Source organism: Calditerricola satsumensis, assembly GCF_014646935.1.
Lineage (GTDB): Bacteria > Bacillota > Bacilli > Calditerricolales > Calditerricolaceae > Calditerricola > Calditerricola satsumensis.
Genome location: NZ_BMOF01000004.1, coordinates 1 through 15868 on the forward strand (window position 1 = coordinate 1; position 15868 = coordinate 15868).

Annotated in this window: 11 protein-coding genes and 1 pseudogene; 10 read left to right on the forward strand and 2 right to left on the reverse strand. The window is 64.8% G+C overall.

The features are described from left to right. The first annotated feature begins 183 nt into the window (after positions 1 to 183). The 5 genes and pseudogenes from IEX61_RS01835 (at position 184) to IEX61_RS01855 (ending at position 7418) form a co-directional block, all read left to right on the forward strand. Positions 184 to 1372, forward strand: a pseudogene (locus IEX61_RS01835) (iron-containing alcohol dehydrogenase). A gap of 63 nt (positions 1373 to 1435) precedes the next feature. Beyond that, positions 1436 to 2782 carry a GntP family permease gene (locus tag IEX61_RS01840; RefSeq protein ID WP_188816641.1) on the forward strand — a complete coding sequence of 449 codons (1347 nt, stop codon included), beginning with the start codon at positions 1436 to 1438 and terminating at the stop codon, positions 2780 to 2782. A gap of 155 nt (positions 2783 to 2937) precedes the next feature. Beyond that, positions 2938 to 3771 (forward strand): octanoyltransferase LipM, encoded by an 834-nt coding sequence (gene lipM / locus IEX61_RS01845; protein WP_054671400.1) that lies wholly within the window; start codon positions 2938 to 2940, stop codon positions 3769 to 3771. A 124-nt stretch (positions 3772 to 3895) separates the two neighbouring features. Next, the gene (locus tag IEX61_RS01850; RefSeq protein WP_188816671.1) at positions 3896 to 6124 is read left to right on the forward strand and encodes a DEAD/DEAH box helicase; all 2229 of its coding nucleotides are present in this window, start codon (positions 3896 to 3898) and stop codon (positions 6122 to 6124) included. Then, a complete protein-coding gene (locus IEX61_RS01855) occupies positions 6108 to 7418 on the forward strand; it encodes a ribonuclease H-like domain-containing protein (protein ID WP_188816642.1) in 1311 nt (436 codons plus the stop codon). The genes IEX61_RS01850 and IEX61_RS01855 overlap by 17 nt, the downstream gene beginning before the upstream one ends. Before the next feature lie 40 nt (positions 7419 to 7458). Here the strand turns inward: IEX61_RS01855 and dat are convergent, their stop codons facing one another. Beyond that, positions 7459 to 8310 carry a D-amino-acid transaminase gene (gene dat, locus IEX61_RS01860; protein ID WP_054671258.1) on the reverse strand — a complete coding sequence of 284 codons (852 nt, stop codon included), beginning with the start codon at positions 8308 to 8310 and terminating at the stop codon, positions 7459 to 7461. 308 nt (positions 8311 to 8618) lie between these two features. On the opposite strand from dat, the gene IEX61_RS01865 reads away from it, so the two are divergent. The 5 genes from IEX61_RS01865 (at position 8619) to IEX61_RS01885 (ending at position 15487) form a co-directional block, all read left to right on the forward strand. Further along, on the forward strand, positions 8619 to 12293 hold the full coding sequence (locus IEX61_RS01865; protein WP_188816643.1) for a ribonucleotide reductase barrel domain-containing protein: 3675 nt from the start codon (positions 8619 to 8621) through the stop codon (positions 12291 to 12293). 139 nt (positions 12294 to 12432) lie between these two features. Next, complete coding sequence (codY, locus tag IEX61_RS01870) at positions 12433 to 13218, forward strand: GTP-sensing pleiotropic transcriptional regulator CodY (RefSeq protein ID WP_054671262.1); 786 nt, start codon at positions 12433 to 12435, stop codon at positions 13216 to 13218. A 118-nt stretch (positions 13219 to 13336) separates the two neighbouring features. Further along, positions 13337 to 13897, forward strand: coding sequence for an O-acetyl-ADP-ribose deacetylase (locus tag IEX61_RS01875; protein WP_188816644.1), 561 nt, complete (start codon positions 13337 to 13339; stop codon positions 13895 to 13897). Positions 13898 to 14075: 178 nt separating this feature from the next. After that, the gene (gene mntR, locus IEX61_RS01880; protein ID WP_188816672.1) at positions 14076 to 14537 is read left to right on the forward strand and encodes a transcriptional regulator MntR; all 462 of its coding nucleotides are present in this window, start codon (positions 14076 to 14078) and stop codon (positions 14535 to 14537) included. A gap of 29 nt (positions 14538 to 14566) precedes the next feature. Continuing rightward, entirely contained in the window at positions 14567 to 15487 is a 921-nt protein-coding gene (locus IEX61_RS01885) for a patatin-like phospholipase family protein (protein ID WP_188816645.1), read from the forward strand. Between the two features lie 72 nt (positions 15488 to 15559). Here the strand turns inward: IEX61_RS01885 and IEX61_RS01890 are convergent, their stop codons facing one another. Then, entirely contained in the window at positions 15560 to 15865 is a 306-nt protein-coding gene (locus tag IEX61_RS01890) for a hypothetical protein (protein WP_054670474.1), read from the reverse strand. Between the last annotated feature and the right edge of the window lie 3 nt (positions 15866 to 15868).

Here is a 15868-nt window from a genome sequence, read left to right on the forward strand (position 1 = left end):
CGATGGCCTTCTTCCCCTTCTCCGGGTGGAAGGACTCCTTCTACGGCGACCTCCACGCCAATGGGATGGACGGGGTGGAGTTCTACACGCGCAAGAAGATGGTTACCGCGCGTTGGTAAGGCGCGGGTGGCAGGCAGGGAAAACCGATCATCGGCCTCAAACAGAACCCAGGGAGGAATGGCAATGGAACGCGTGGCCCGGTTTCGGATTCCATCGGTGGTGGTGTATGGGCGCGGCGCCTTGGGGCGCGTCGGGGAAGAAGCGCGGCGGCTCGGCGCCAAGGCGCTCATCGTCTGCGACGCGGTCATGGAGCGCTTGGGCGCTGTGGCCGAGTGCCGAGCGCATCTGGCGAAGGCCGGCGTTGAGGCGGCCGTGTACACCGGGGTCAACACCGAGCCCATCGATGCTTACGTGGACGAGGCGCTGGCCATGTATCGGGTGGAAGGGTGCGATCACTTGATTGCCCTTGGCGGCGGCAGCGCCATCGACACGGCCAAGGCGGTGGCCCTTCTCGCCGAAAACGGCGGGCGCATTGCCGACTATCACGCGGGAGAGCGAACGATCCGCCGCCCGTCGGCACCGCTCATCGCCGTGCCGACGACGGCCGGAACCGGTTCGGAAGTGACCGACGTGACGGTGATCACGAACACCGCCACCGCCGTCAAGATGATGATCAAGCATCCGACGCTGTTGCCCACAGTGGCCCTCGTCGACCCCTTGCTCACGGTCTCGTCTCCGCCCGCGGTGACGGCGTCCAGCGGGCTGGATGCCCTGTGTCACGCCGTCGAAGCTTACCTCTCTCGGCGGGCGCAGCCGCTGACCGATGCGCTGGCCCTCTCGGCGGTGCGGCGGATTGCGGGCCATCTGCGCCGCGCCTATGCCAACGGCCAGGACCTGGAGGCGCGCGAGGCGATGGCGTTGGCGGCGATGGAGGCGGGCATGGCCTTTTCCAATGCCTCCGTAGCGCTGGTGCACGGTATGTCGCGGCCCGTGGGCGCGCTGTTTCACGTTCCGCACGGCATCGCCAACGCCATGCTCATGCCTGCTGTGCTGGAGTACACCAAACCGGCCTGCGTGGCGCGCCTGGCCGTCATTGGCCGCGCGATGTGTCCGGACGTTGCCGGCGCCTCCGACGAAGAAGCGGCGGAAGAAGCCATCCGGGAAATCAAGCGGTTGTGCCGGGACTTGGCCATTCCCAACCTCCAGGCCTGGGGGGGTGGCGGAAAAGGACTGGCGCGAGAAGGCGAGCAAGATGGCCGACGACGCCTTGGCCAGCGGCAGCCCCGCCAACAACCCGCGCGTGCCGACGCGGGAGGACATTGTTGCTCTCTATGAAGTGTGCTACACCTACGATTTTTCTGCCGAGACATGAAGGACGGATGGTAGCGAAGAAACAGGCAGCGGCGGGTACCATGAAAAGGGGAGGTTTGCGCGCATGTTGGGGATGCTGGGGTTGTTGCTGGGGCTTTTGCTGCTCATTGTCCTGACCATGCGCGGGGTGCACATCATCGTGGCGGCGATTCTGTGTTCCACGGTGGTGGCCCTCTTTGGCGGGCTGAATCTGGAAACGGCCCTTACCCAGCATTACATGGAGGGGTTTACCGGGTATTTTGCTTCCTGGTTTCTGATCTTTCTTTTTGGCGCAATTTTCGGTAAAGTCATGGAGGACACGCGGGCGGCGGAGTCGATCGCGGACTGGGTGATGCGCACCTTCGGCTCGACGCGGGCGGTGCTGGCGGTGGTGGCGGCATGTGCCATCATGACCTACGGAGGCGTGAGCCTGTTTGTGGTCGGCTTTTCGGTGTATCCCATTGCCGTGGCGCTGTTCCGCCACGCCAATGTCCCGCACCGCTTCATCCCCGGGGCGATGGCCTTCGGGTCCGTCGCCTTCACGATGACCTCGCCCGGCTCGCCGGAAATCCAGAACTTGATCCCGACACAATTTTTCGGTACGACGCCGCTGGCCGGTGGATGGATCGGGTTTCTTGTCGGTTTTGTCATTCTGATTTCCGGCGCGCTGTACCTGAAGGTGGCCGTGCGCAGAGCGATGGCCGCCGGTGAAGGGTTCAACCCGCCGGAAGCCCGCCAAGGCTTGGTTCGTCTGTCGGCCGGATCGGCCGTTCAGGAGACCGCCGCTGCGGCGGAGGAGGGGGCCGCCCGTCGCCTTCCCCCTGCGGTGTCGGCCTTCATCCCCATTGTGGTGGTCATCGTTACGCTGAACGTTCTGGCTAAGGTGATGTCGTCCACCGCCGCGGCGCTCGTCTCCCTGGCCATTGGCATTGGCCTGGCGTGGGTGCTGATGTGGCGCCATGTGCGCCGGTTTTGGGGTTCCCTCGCCGTTGGCGCCCAGGATGCCCTGGTGGCCGCGGCCAACACCTGCGCCGTTGTCGGTTTCGGCAAGGTGGCGGCCCAGGTACCGGCGTTCAAGTCGGTGGTCGACGCCCTGACGAGCATTCCGGGTCCGGACCTTTTGGGCCTTGCCCTCGGGGTCACACTGATCTGCGGCCTTACCGGCTCGGCGTCGGGCGGGCTTGGCATCGCGCTGCCCATCTTGGCGCCGCTGTACCTCGCCAAGGGCGTTGACCCCGGCGCGGCGCACCGTGTGGCCACCCTTGCCGCGGGCGGGCTCGATTCACTGCCGCACAACGGATACGTCGTCACCACGATCCGCGCCATTTGTGGCGAGACGCATCAGCGGGCGTACAAACCCGTTTTCGTGCTTACCGTCTTGGTTCCGCTGTTGGGAATGTTCCTCGCCGTGGTGCTCTATTCCCTCTTCTGACCGGTTCATGGATGGGGAGCGGCTGGCGGGTTTCCGTCAGCGGCTCTTTCTTTTCTTGTTCCACTCCGCCGTAGTTTCCCAGAGTGCATCCCGGTTGGCGGTCGTTCGTGGTAGAATGGGGGTGCTTACCCGATGGCGCTGAGGAAGGGATCGTGATGAAGGAACAGTGGCGATTTGTCGACACCGGGAGCCGCTCGCCGGCGGAGAACATGGCCATCGACGAGGCCATCCTGCGGATGCACGCCGAGGGCAAGGTGCCGCCGACGGTTCGCTTTTACACGTGGGAGCCGCCGACGCTGTCCATCGGCTACTTTCAGAAGGCGGAGCGGGAAGTGGACCTTGCCGCCGTGCGCGCCATGGGGCTGGGGTTTGTGCGGCGGCCCACCGGAGGCCGGGCGGTGCTCCACGACCGGGAGCTGACGTACAGCATCGTGGTGCGGGAAAGCCACCCGCTCATCCCGCCGTCGGTGACGGAAGCCTACCGCGTGCTGAGCCTGGGCCTGCTGGAGGGGTTCCGCGCCCTCGGCCTTCAGGCGGAAATGGTCTCGCTGGCCGACCCGGAGGAGAAGAAAAAGTTTGCGTCGCCCGGCTCGGCGGCCTGCTTCGACTCGCCGTCGTGGTACGAATTGGTGGTCGAGGGGCGCAAAGTGGCCGGAAGCGCCCAGACGCGCCAGCTGGGCGTTGTGCTGCAGCACGGGTCCATCCTCCTCGACCTGGATGTGGACAAGCTGTTCGCCTGCCTGCGCTTTCCCTCCGAGCGGGCCAAAGCGCGCCTGCGGGAGGACTTTGCGCGCAAGGCGGTGGCCATCAACGAGGTGGCGCCGCGCCCCGTTTCGCTGGAGGAGGCCAAGGCGGCCTTCTTTGCCGGCTTTGCCCGAGGGCTGGGCGTCGAGCTGGTGCCGGGCGCGCTGACGCCCGAGGAAGAGGCGCTGGCCGCCGAGCTCGTCGAGACGCGTTACGGCACGGACGAGTGGAACCTGAAACGGTAAGCCGAAACGGAAGCGAAGAAGCGAGGAGAAGGCAAACGCTTGACTTGCGGGGAACCTGGGGGAGGGAAGCAGCGTGGGCGACGTACGGGCCGTCATCGACGAACTGCGCCGTGATCCGGCCTTCATGGCCAACGTGACGCACTGGGAGGTGCTGCCGCCGCGGGAGGCGCGGGTTCAGCCGTTTCCTGCCGATCTCGACGCCCGGCTGCGCGATGCGCTGGCGGAAAAAGGCGTCACCGCCCTCTACCTCCACCAGCGCGCGGCCTATGATGCCGCGCGGCGGGGCGAACACGTGGTCGTGGTGACGCCGACCGCATCGGGAAAGACGCTCTGCTACAACCTGCCCGTTCTGCAGGCGATCCTGGAGAACGCGCACACGCGGGCCCTGTACCTGTTTCCGACCAAGGCGCTGGCCTACGACCAGATGGCCGAATTGAACGATCTGATTGATCGCCTCGGCGTGGACATCAAGTCGTACACCTACGACGGCGACACGCCGGCCAGCGCCCGCCAGGCCATCCGCAACGCCGGCCACATCGTGGTCACCAACCCCGACATGCTCCACGCGGCCATCCTGCCGCACCACACGAAGTGGGTGAAGCTGTTCGAAAACCTGCGCTTTGTGGTGATCGACGAGCTGCACGCCTACCGCGGGGTCTTCGGCAGCCACGTGGCCAACGTGCTGCGCCGGCTGAAGCGCATCTGCCGGTTTTATGGGTCGAATCCCCAATTCCTTCTCGCCTCGGCCACCATCGCCAACCCGCGCCAGCACGCCGAGGCGCTCGTTGAGGAGCCGGTGACGCTCATCGACGAAAACGGCGCGCCGCGCGGGGAGAAGCACTTCATCTTCTACAACCCGCCGGTGGTCAACAAGCCCCTCGGCATCCGCAAGAGCAGCGTGCTGGAAAGCCGCGATCTGGCCCTGCGCCTGCTTAAAAAGCAGATTCAGACCATCGTCTTCGCCCGCAGCCGGGTGCGCGTCGAGGTGCTCACCTCCTACCTCCAGGAAGCGTTCAAGCACAAGCTGGGCAAAAAGCGCATCCGCGGGTACCGCGGCGGCTACTTGCCCAAGGAGCGCCGGGAAATCGAGCGCGGGCTGCGCAGCGGGGAGATCCTCGGCGTGGTCAGCACGAATGCGTTGGAACTGGGCGTCGACATTGGCCAGCTGGAAGCGTGCATTCTCAGCGGCTACCCCGGCTCCATCGCCAGCACGTGGCAGCAGGCCGGGCGCGCCGGGCGGCGGCACGGCACGTCGGTGGCCATCCTCGTGGCGTCGAGCAACCCCCTCGACCAGTTCCTCATCCAGAACCCCGCCTTTTTCTTTGGCCGCTCGCCGGAGGAGGCGCGCATCGATCCCGACAACTTGATGATCCTGGTGGACCACATCAAGTGCGCCGCCTTTGAGCTGCCCTTTCGCCGCGGCGAGGCCTTCGGCGGGGAGGACCTGGAGGAGATCTTGGCCTTTCTTGCCGAGGAGCAGGTGGTGCACGCGGGACCCGATCGGTGGTACTGGATGGCCGATGCGTTTCCGGCCCACGAGATCAGCCTGCGCTCGGCGTCGCGCGAAAACGTGGTCATCGTCGACATCACGGAGGGGGCCAAGGTGATCGGCGAGGTGGACCGCTTCAGCGCACCGATGCTCGTCCACGAGGAGGCCATCTACATTCACGACGGCGTGCAGTACCAGGTGGAAAAACTGGATTATGAAGAAAAGAAGGCTTATGTGCGGCGGGTGAAGGTGGACTATTACACCGACGCCAACCTCGCCGTCGACCTCAAGGTGCTGGCGGTGGATCGCGAAAAGCAGCAGGGGGGCGTCACGAAGGGCTATGGCGAAGTGAGGGTGACGGCCATGGCCACGCTGTTCAAGAAGATCCGCTTCCACACCCACGAGAACATCGGTTCCGGGCCCATTCACCTGCCCGAAGAGGAGCTGCACACGACGGCCTACTGGATCGCCCTGGACGAGGCGGCGACGGCGGCGCTGCCCAAACCCGACCTGCCCTTTGCCCTTTTGGGGCTGGCCAACGTCCTCGTCCACACCGCCCCGCTCTTTCTCATGTGCGACCCCCTCGACATCCGCGTGGTGCCGCAGGTGAAAGCGGTGGACACCGGGCGGCCGACGATCTATCTCTACGACCGCTACCCCGGCGGCGTGGGGCTGGCCGAGCGGCTGTACGAACGGCACGAGGAGCTCCTGGCCCAGGCCGAGGCCCTCATACGCGGCTGCGGCTGCGCCGGCGGATGCCCGGCCTGCGTGGGGCCTGTGGAGGAAGTGGGCCTGCTCGGCAAGCGGCACGCCCTGGCGCTGCTGGAAGCGGTGCGGAGGGCCTCCCATGGCCAGCCTGCGTGAGCGGCTGCGTCGGCTGGTGGGCAGCGGGGGGCGTGCCGAGGCGGCCTGCGCCGCCGAGCGTGCCGGTGCGGCTGTGGGGGCGCCCGAAGGCCCCGGCGCGCCGGAGGAGGGCGACGGGCGCTGGCAGGCCCTCGGCTTGCGCGCGGAGGCGGTTGGCGGTCTGCGCGTTTTTGTCCGGCGCGTGACCGTTCCGCTGGATGCGCGCTATGGCCGGGTGCGGCTCGGCGACGCGCTGGATTTGTCGCCCGAGGCGGTGGGCCGGTTGGGCGGCGCGCAGCAGCCGCCCGTTCCGCCGAGCAAGCTGCTGTTTTTGGACGCCGAAACGACGGGGCTGGGCAGCGGAGCGGGGACGTTTCCGTTTCTCTACGGCCTGGTCCGCTTTGCCGGGGATCATGTGCACCTCGAGCAGCTGCTCGTGCCCCGGCCGGAGGAAGAGGCGGCGGCCCTCGAGGCGGTGCGCGCGGCGGTGGCGGCCTCCGGCGGCCTGGTGACGTTCAACGGCAAGGCCTTCGACTGGAACCAGCTCGTGACGCGCTGCGTGCTCAGCGGGGTGGCGGTCCCGCCCGCGCCGGACGTGCATCTCGATTTGCTCCATGCCGCGCGGCGGCTCTGGCGCGCCGATCACGCTTGCGACCTGGCCACGCTGGAGCGGCTTCAGCTCGGGGCATCGCGCGCGGGCGACATTCCCGGCGCCCTCGTGCCGGAGCACTACCGCCGCTATTTGGCCACCGGTGATCCCGGCTACCTGGCCGGGGTGCTGGCGCACAACGAGCGCGACCTCTTGGCCCTTGTCGCCCTTCTCGTCCGCCTGGGGCGCCTGGTGGAAGCGGTGCAGGGCGGCAGCCTGGCGGATGCCGAGCGGACGGAAGAGCTGTCGGCCGGCGCGTGCCTGGGCCTGGCGCGCATGCTCGAGCGCGACGGGCGGTGGGACGAGGCCGCCGCGCTGTACGAGCGGCTGCTCGACGTGCCCGGCTTTCGGCGCGAAGCGCGCCAAGCGCTCACGGTGCTCTACAAGCGGCTGAAGCGATGGGACGAGGCCGTCGCGCTATGGGAGGCGTGGCTGCGCGATCCGGACAACCGTTCCCTTACGCCGTATGTGGAGCTGGCCAAGTACCTGGAGCATCAGGCCAAGGACTACGCCGCAGCCGCGGCCGTGGTGGAGGAAGCACTGTGGCTGGTCCGCCAGCGGCAGCGTTTGTCCCGCCGGCGCGCGCCGACGCCCGAAGAACAGGACCTGCTCGCCCGCGCCCAGCGGCTGGCCAAGAAGCGCGAGCGGCAAGCGGGGGCGCCGTAGCCCCCGTGCCGCTCGTCGGGGTGCAGCCGCTTTCCGGGATCTAGACCTGTTGTTGCGTGACGGCTTGTACCGCCGCGTAAAAGGCCTGCTGCAGCCTCCGGGTAACCGGGCCGGGCACGCCGGCGCCGATGGGGCGGCCGTCCACTTCGACAATGGGCACGATCTCCTGCGTCGTGCTGGTGAAGAAGGCTTCGTCGGCGCTCAGCAGCTCCTCCCGGGTGAAGGGCGCCTCGACGGTGGAGATCCCTTCCTTCGCGGCCAGTTCCAGCACGAAGCGGCGCGTGATGCCGTCGAGGATCAAATGGTTGGCCGGGTGGGTGCGCAGCACGCGGCCCTGCACGATGAAGACGTTGGACGCGCTGCCCTCCGTCACCGTCTCGCCGCGGTGGAGGATGGCTTCCTGGGCCCCGCGCTCGACGGCGGCCTCTTTGGCCAGCACGTTGGGCAGAAGGTTCAGGCTTTTGATGTCACAGCGCAGCCAGCGGATGTCCTCGACAAAGGTGGCGCGCACGCCCCTCTCTTGGGCCTCCGTCGGCCGTGACGCGGGCAGGGGATAGGCCACCAGCACCGGCTGGATGGCGCGCGGAAAGGCATGGGCGCGCGGGGCGACGCCGCGCGACACCTGGAGGTAGACGGCGCCGTCAACAAGGCGATTTGCGGCGACGAGCTCCTGCAACCGGTGGGCCAGCTGCGGCAGAGACCACGGAAGGTCAAGGCGAATGGCCTGGGCGCTTCGCTGGAGGCGCTCGAGGTGGGGGTTGAGCAGGAACAGCTGGCCGCCATAGACGCGGATCACTTCGTACACGCCGTCGCCGAACTGGTAGGCGCGGTCTTCCAGGTCGATGTGCACCTCGTGTCTTGGGAGAAGCTGGTCGTTCCACAGAACGTGCATCGGTTTCCTCCCCTTTCGATGGCTTGGCAAACCGCGGATAGTCCCATTATACTGGGGATCGTTGAGGGCGGCAAAGACGGCTTGTCCACACAAGATGTAGTGTCGAAATATATTCAACACCCCAATATATTGATTGTGAGGGGGCAGGTGTGATATGCTTGTCCTGCCCCCTCTTTTCCACCCGGTTGGTGGGAGAGGAAGGGACCGGTGGCGACCGGGAGGAAGTCATGCGGCCGCGCAGGGAAAATTCCATCGCCAACCGGTGCCGATGCGGCCGCTCCATTTTCGTTCTGGAGGGTGTCCCGCGCATGAAGAAGAGCACGCTGATGCAGAAATTCGAGCGCAAGACGGTTCGCCTGGAAGGGTTGAGCGAGAAAATCTTCCTCGACCGCTATGCGCGCAAGGATTTGAAGCCGGAAAGGCTGGAGCCGGGCGATACGGTGCTCGTGCTGACGAAGGACGACCCGCGTTTTCCGCAAAAAGAAGTGGGCGAAGTGGTGGCCGTGGAAGGCGGCAAGGTGCACGTGCGCCTGCGCAGCGGCCAGGACATCGTCGTCGACAAGGAGAAGCTCGTCAAGCCGCTGGAGACGACGCCCGACCAAATGTGGGACCGCATCGCCAAGGCCATCGCCGCTGCCGAGGCGCCGGAAAAGCGGGCCGAGTGGGAGGAGAAGTTCCGCTATCTCCTCGACGACTGGAAGATGGTGCCCGGCGGACGCATTTTGGCCGGGGCCGGGGTGACGGAAGAGCTCACGCTGTTCAACTGCTACGTGCTGCCCTCCCCGAAGGACTCCCGCGGCGGGATCATGGAGACGCTGACGCAGATGACGGAGATCATGTCCCGCGGCGGCGGCGTGGGCATCAACCTCTCCTCACTGCGCCCGCGTCGGGCCCTCGTGCGCGGCGTCAACGGCTCCTCGAGCGGGGCGGTGTCGTGGGGCGGCCTGTTCAGCTACACGACCGGCCTCATCGAACAGGGAGGATCGCGCCGCGGTGCGCTCATGCTTATGCTCAACGACTGGCATCCCGACCTCCTCGAGTTCATCACCGTCAAGACGCAGATGGGCCTCCTTACGAACGCCAACCTGTCCGTCTGCATCAGCGATGCCTTCATGAAGGCGGTGAAGGAGGACAAGGAGTGGCACCTTGTCTTCCCGGACACGACCGATCCCGATTACGACGAGCTGTGGGACGGCAACCTGGAGAAGTGGAAGGCCCTCGGCAAGCCGATCCAGGTGTACAAGACGGTGCGCGCCCGCGACGTCTGGCACACGATCATCGAGTCGGCCTGGCGTAGCGCCGAGCCGGGCGTGGTCTTCATCGACTACTACAACAAGATGTCGAATAGTTGGTATTACAATCCGATCATTTGCACGAATCCATGCTTCCACCCCGACACCCGTATCGCCACAGAGTTCGGCCTGATCCGGATTGAGGACTTGTTCAAAAAGGTGGGCAACCAGTCGTTCCTGGTGGCGACGGACGACCGGCTGGTCAACCAGGTGCAGGTGGTCAACGGCAGACCATACGAAGTTCCGGGCGTGACCCTGCGACAAGCCGTGGTCTTTCCGACCGGTGTAAGGGAGACATTGGTGGTCACGCTGAAAAACGGCATGGAGCTGAAAGTGACTCCCGAACATCGCATCTACACCGACAAGGGGTGGAAAGAGGCGCGGTATCTCACCCCGGACGACTGGGTTTACATCCAATCGGGAGAAGGTCGATTTGCCGAAACGGACGACTTGGGCTGCGAGTGGGGTTGGTTCCTCGGGTGGCTCACCGGTGACGGCTGGATTTCCAAGCGCGGGGATATCGGGATGGTGTTTGGCAAGGAAGACGCCGAAGTCATCCCGAAGATGGTGGAGATCGGCAAAGCCCTCTCCGGTGCGGAAGCGAAAGTGTATCGGCGCAAAAACGGCACGTACCAGGTCTACTGGTGGCGAAAAGAATTTTTGGAGCGCCTGCTTGAACTCGGCGTAAAGCCGGTGCGCGCTGACCAAAAAGAGGTCCCGGACGCCATTTTCACAGCATCCCGCGAGACGGTGGTCGCGTTCTTGCAGGGGCTATTCAGCGCGGACGGCACCGTATACGAAAACGACATCATGCACCGCACGGTACGTCTGACCTCCGCATCGAAGAAACTCTTGCAGGGTGTGCAGCTTCTGCTGCTCAACTTCGGCATCCACGGCGTCATCTATCCGCGCCGAAAAGCCAACCAGCAGCCGTTTACCTACCGCACGGTGGACGGCGAGGAACGCGTGTACGCGTCCGGCGAATTCTACGAGTTGATCCTCTCCGGCGACAACCTGAATCGCTTTAAGGAAACCATCGGCTTTGAACTGGTCACCCGCAAACAGCAGGCGCTCGAACGGATTGCCCGCCCGTCGCGCAAAAAGGAGAAGTTCATGTCGCGGGTGGAGAGCGTCACCCGCGGCGAGACGGTCACGGTTTATGACGTGATGGAGCCGGTCACCCATTCGCTCATCGCGAACGGATTCGTCGTGCACAACTGCGGCGAACAGGGCCTGCCGGCGTGGGGCGTGTGCAACCTCGGCCATATCAACCTGGCCAAGTTTGTGAAGGACGGCGAGGTGGATTGGGAGACCCTCGGCGAATGCGTCCGCTATGCTGTGCGCTTCCTCGACAACGTCATCGACATCACGCCGTATCATTTCAAAGAAAACGAGGAAAACCAAAAGGGCGAGCGGCGCATCGGCCTCGGCACGATGGGCCTGGCGGAGATGCTCATCCGCCTGAAGATCCGCTACGGCAGCGAGGAATGCCTGAAGTTCCTGGACAAGCTGTACCACTTCATCGCCCGGGAGGCGTACCTGGCCTCGACGGAGATTGCCGCCGAAAAGGGGCCGTTCCCCAAGTTCGACGCCGAGAAGTTCCTGCAGAGCCGCTTTGTCCAGCAGTTTGAGGACGACGTGAAGGAGGCCATCCGCACGCGCGGCATCCGCAACGTGACGCTGCTGACCCAGGCCCCGACCGGCTCGACGGGCACGATGGTCGGCACGTCGACGGGCATCGAGCCCTTCTACGCCTTCGAATACTATCGCCAGAGCCGCCTTGGCTTCGACAAGCAGTACGTGCCCATCGCCAAGGAGTGGATGGACCAGCATCCGGGCGAGCCGCTGCCGGACTACTTCGTCACGGCGATGGACTTGACGGCGGAAGACCATATCCGCGTTCAGGCGGCCATCCAGAAGTGGGTGGACAGCTCCATTTCCAAGACGGCTAACGCCCCGGCCGACTTCACGATCGAGGAGACAAAGAAGCTGTACGAGCTGGCCTACGATCTCGGCTGCAAGGGCGTCACCATCTACCGCGACGGCAGCCGCGACGCCCAGGTGCTGCACACCACGAAGAAGAAGGACGACGAGGCGAAGGGGAAGGAAGCGGCTGCGGGCGCTCAGGCCGGCGCCTCCGGTGGCGTCAAGGCGTATCGCCGCCGGCCCAAGGTGCTGCGCGGGGCGACGTACAAGATGAACACGCCCCTCGGCAAGGCGTACATCACGATCAACGATCTTGACGGTAAGCCCTTTGAGGTGATCGTCAACGTCGGCAAGGCGGGCAGCGACGTCTTTGCCATGTCCGAAGCCCTCGGCCGTGTGGCGACGCTCTTCTTGCGCTTCGGCGAGCTGCCCGACGGGAACAAGGCGCGCCTCTTGATCAAGCACCTGAAGGGCATCGGCGGATCCGGCGCTGTGGGCTTCGGGAAAAGCCGCGTCGAGTCGATCCCCGACGCCGTGGCCAAGGCCCTCGAGCTGCACTTGAGCGGCGCGGCGGAGGAGGCGGCCGAGGAAAGCAGCAGCGCAGGAGAAGAGGCGGCCGGCTATGCCGGATACGCGCCGGCGCGCGACGAGGACGGCGACATCGCCGTGGAGGCCGACCTGTGCCCTGAATGCGGCGCGGCGGCGCTCATCGCCGAAGAAGGGTGCAAGCGCTGCGTGGCGTGCGGCTACGCCAAGTGCAACTGAATCCGGCGAACTCGGCATCTGACGGCGCTGCCGTCAGGTGCCGTTTTGTGTGGAATGAAAGCGAGGCAAAATGGCCATACTGCTAAAAACAGGTTATGAGATGTTTCTGGAAATTCATTCATGGAGGTTGAGATGGAACATGAACTTGCTCCAGAAAACACGCAAAATTAACCGCTTGCTCCAAAAAACCGGTGGGCATCCCGTCAACTTCATGGAAATGGCCGACGTGCTGCGCGACGTCATCAACGCCAACGTCTTCGTGCTGAGCCGGACGGGGAAAGTGCTCGGGTATGCCATTGCCCAAGAAATCGACAACGAGCGCCTGCGCCGGATGTTGGAGGAACGGCAGTTTCCGGAAGAGTATGTCCGCGAGGCGATGAAGGTGGAGGAGACGACGCCCAACATCCCCATCGAGCACGAGCTCACCGTGTTCCCCGTGGAGCTGCGCGAGGTGATTTCGGAAGGTTGGACGACAATCGTGCCCATCGTCGGCGGCGGCGACCACCTGGGCGTGCTCGTGCTGGGGCGGAACAACCAGAAATTCACGGAAGACGATCTCATCCTTGCCGAGTACGGGGCGACGGTGGTCGGCACGGAGATCCTGCGCGAGCGAGCGGAAAAAATTGAGGAGGAGGCGCGCAGCCGGGCCATGGTGCAGCTGGCCCTGGAGACCCTTTCCTACAGCGAACTGGCTGCCGTGGAACACATTTTCGAGGAACTGGAGGGCAAGGAAGGGTTCCTCGTGGCGAGCAAGATCGCCGATCGCGCTGGCATCACGCGTTCGGTGATCGTCAACGCCCTGCGCAAGCTGGAAAGCGCGGGGGTCATCGAATCGCGTTCCCTGGGGATGAAGGGCACGTACATCCGCATCTTGAACGAGAAACTGTTGCCCGAACTGAAGAAGCTGAAGATGTCCGTTTCGTGACGGGCGTTTCCACCCCCACCTCTGTTCCCCTATACGGAACAGAGGTGTTTTTTGTGGGCTTCCTTTCGGTATGATGAAAAGAGGAAAGGGGAATGCGGCAAACGGGGGATGAAGGGACATGGAACAGGTGCGGATTGGCAAGACGGTGCTCCGCCTCGTTCAGGGCGACATCACCCGGCAGGCGGTCGACGCCATCGTCAACGCCGCCAATCGCCATCTTGCCGGCGGGGGCGGGGTCGATGGGGCCATTCACCGTGCCGGCGGGCCGGTGATCGCCGAGGAATGCCGCGCCATCCGCGAGCGGCAGGGCGGCTGCCCGCCGGGCGAGGCGGTGGTGACGAGCGGTGGCAACCTACCGGCGCGGCACGTGATCCATGCCGTGGGGCCCATCTGGCAGGGAGGCGCGGCCGGGGAGGACGAGACGCTTCGCCGCGCGTACCAAAACAGCCTGCGCCAGGCCCTCGCCTGCGGCGCGCGCACGGTGGCCTTCCCGTCGATCAGCACCGGCGCCTTTCGGTTTCCCATCGACCGGGCGGCGCCCATCGCCCTTTCGGCCATCGCCGATTTTGTGCGGGAACATCCCGACGCCTTTGACGAGGTGCGCATGGTGCTCTATTCGCCCGACGATTTTGCCGCGTATCGGCACGCGCTCGCGCGGCTGTTTTCGGCATCGGGATGACGTGCGCACGAGGGCTGCGGCGGTGCATAAACTGGAATCAAAAGCGAAAGGGCCCGACGGGAGCGTCACCGCCGCAAAGGGTTTAGGCACAATTTGGTTAACGGGTTGATTTTTTCAGTAAAAAACGGTATGATCGACTTACGTGTTCACAAGACCGGCGAGGAAGTGAGGGATGACCGTGCCGACGCCCAGCATGGAAGATTACCTGGAACGCATCTACCGCTTGATCGAGGAAAAGGGGTACGCCCGCGTTTCCGACATCGCCGAGGCGTTGGAAGTGCATCCCTCGTCGGTCACGAAGATGGTGCAGAAGCTGGATCAGCGCAAGTACCTTGTCTACGAGAAATACCGCGGCCTCGTGCTGACGCCGAAGGGGCGGAAGATCGGCAAGCGGTTGGTGGACCGGCACGCGCTCTTGGAGGAATTTTTGCGCATCATCGGCGTCAACGAGGACCAGATCTACGCAGACGTCGAAGGGATTGAACATCACCTCAGTTGGGATTCGATCACCTGCATCGGGTACCTCGTGCAGTACTTCAAAGCCGATCCCGAGCGGATCAAGGAATTGCGCCGGCTCAAGGAAGCGGACGAGCGAGAGATGGAGTCGGACGAACCCAACCCGTCGAGCCTTGAAGGCTGACGGGTTTTTTGCCATTGGGGGGAGAGGGCATGCGCGCGGACGCGGTGTTCGAGGGTGGCGGGGTAAAGGCCATCGGCTTTGTGGGGGCCGTGGCGGAGCTGGAACGAAACGGCTACACGTGGGAACGGGTGGCCGGCACGTCGGGCGGGGGGGTGGTGGCCGCCTTGCTGGCCGCCGGATACCGGGCGCACGAGATGCGGAATCTTCTGAATGCCTTTTCCTTTCGCAACCTCATGGCGCCGACGGTGTGGCACCGGTTTGGGCGCGTTGGCGTTGCCTTTCGTTTCTGGTGGCGGCTGGGTCAGTACTCCGGGCAATACCTCGAGGAATGGACGGGGCAGGTGCTCAAGCAAAAGGGCATTTGCACGTTCGGCGATTTGCCGGCGGGCAAGTTGCGTTTGGTGGCCTCGGATGTGACGAACGGGCGGATGGTGGTCTTGCCGGATGACCTTCCCCAGTATGGCATCGATCCGCAGCGCTTCCCCATTGCCCGCGCCGTGCGGATGAGCGGCAGCCTGCCCTTTTACTTCGATCCCGTTGTCCTCACCGTTGGCCGGCGGCGCGTTCTCTTCGTCGACGGCGGGCTGCTCAGCAATTTCCCGGTCTGGTTGTTCGACGTCGAAGGGGTGCCGCGGTGGCCAACCTTTGGCTTCCGCATCGTGTCGAAGAACGAAGGGCAGGCGCGCACCGTCACCGGGCCCCTCTCCTACGTGAAGGCGCTGATCCAGACGATGCTCGAAGCCCACGACAAGCGCCACGTCGAAGAAGCCGATGCGGTTCGCACCATCTTCATTCCCGATTGCGGCATTCGCACCACACAGTTTGACTTGACCGACGCGGACAAAGAGAAGCTGTACCAAGCGGGCGTTGAGGCGGCCCGCCGGTTTCTGGCCCGCTGGAACTTTGAGCGCTACGTGCGGGTGTACCGCGCCGACTCCATGTTGGTTTAGGGTGGGGTCAAGGAAAACGCCCTTGCCATCCCGTTGGGGGACGGCAAGGGCGTTTGACGTGCCAACGAGGGCTTACTGCATCCTCCTCTCGCGCTTGTCTTTGTCCTTGTACCCCTCAATGACGCGGAAGGGGATGTCCGAACGGGCGCGCCGCTTCCAGCGCAGCGGGCGTTCCTGTCCTTTACCCTTGCGCTGCGGGCGGGAGCGTCGACCGGCTTGCTGCGTGCGCGTTTGCGCGCGGACCAAAAGCCAACCCAAGACGGTCAGGGCAACAAGCGCGCCGAAGACGGTCAGCGGGCGGGACAGGAACGTCACCGCAAAGCCGATGGCGGCAAGGACGCCGACGAACAGGAGGAGCGCCTGGGGTTTCGCGGCCACCTC

What these genes read in the sequence shown, in the direction of transcription:
- IEX61_RS01840 (WP_188816641.1), top strand. Translation starts at nt 1,436, where the DNA reads ATGTTGGGGATGCTGGGGTTGTTGCTGGGGCTTTTGCTGCTCATTGTC.
- lipM (WP_054671400.1), top strand. Translation starts at nt 2,938, where the DNA reads ATGAAGGAACAGTGGCGATTTGTCGACACCGGGAGCCGCTCGCCGGCG.
- IEX61_RS01850 (WP_188816671.1), top strand. Translation starts at nt 3,896, where the DNA reads ATGGCCAACGTGACGCACTGGGAGGTGCTGCCGCCGCGGGAGGCGCGG.
- IEX61_RS01855 (WP_188816642.1), top strand. Translation starts at nt 6,108, where the DNA reads ATGGCCAGCCTGCGTGAGCGGCTGCGTCGGCTGGTGGGCAGCGGGGGG.
- dat (WP_054671258.1), bottom strand. Translation starts at nt 8,310, where the DNA reads ATGCACGTTCTGTGGAACGACCAGCTTCTCCCAAGACACGAGGTGCAC.
- IEX61_RS01865 (WP_188816643.1), top strand. Translation starts at nt 8,619, where the DNA reads ATGAAGAAGAGCACGCTGATGCAGAAATTCGAGCGCAAGACGGTTCGC.
- codY (WP_054671262.1), top strand. Translation starts at nt 12,433, where the DNA reads ATGAACTTGCTCCAGAAAACACGCAAAATTAACCGCTTGCTCCAAAAA.
- IEX61_RS01875 (WP_188816644.1), top strand. Translation starts at nt 13,337, where the DNA reads ATGGAACAGGTGCGGATTGGCAAGACGGTGCTCCGCCTCGTTCAGGGC.
- IEX61_RS01885 (WP_188816645.1), top strand. Translation starts at nt 14,567, where the DNA reads ATGCGCGCGGACGCGGTGTTCGAGGGTGGCGGGGTAAAGGCCATCGGC.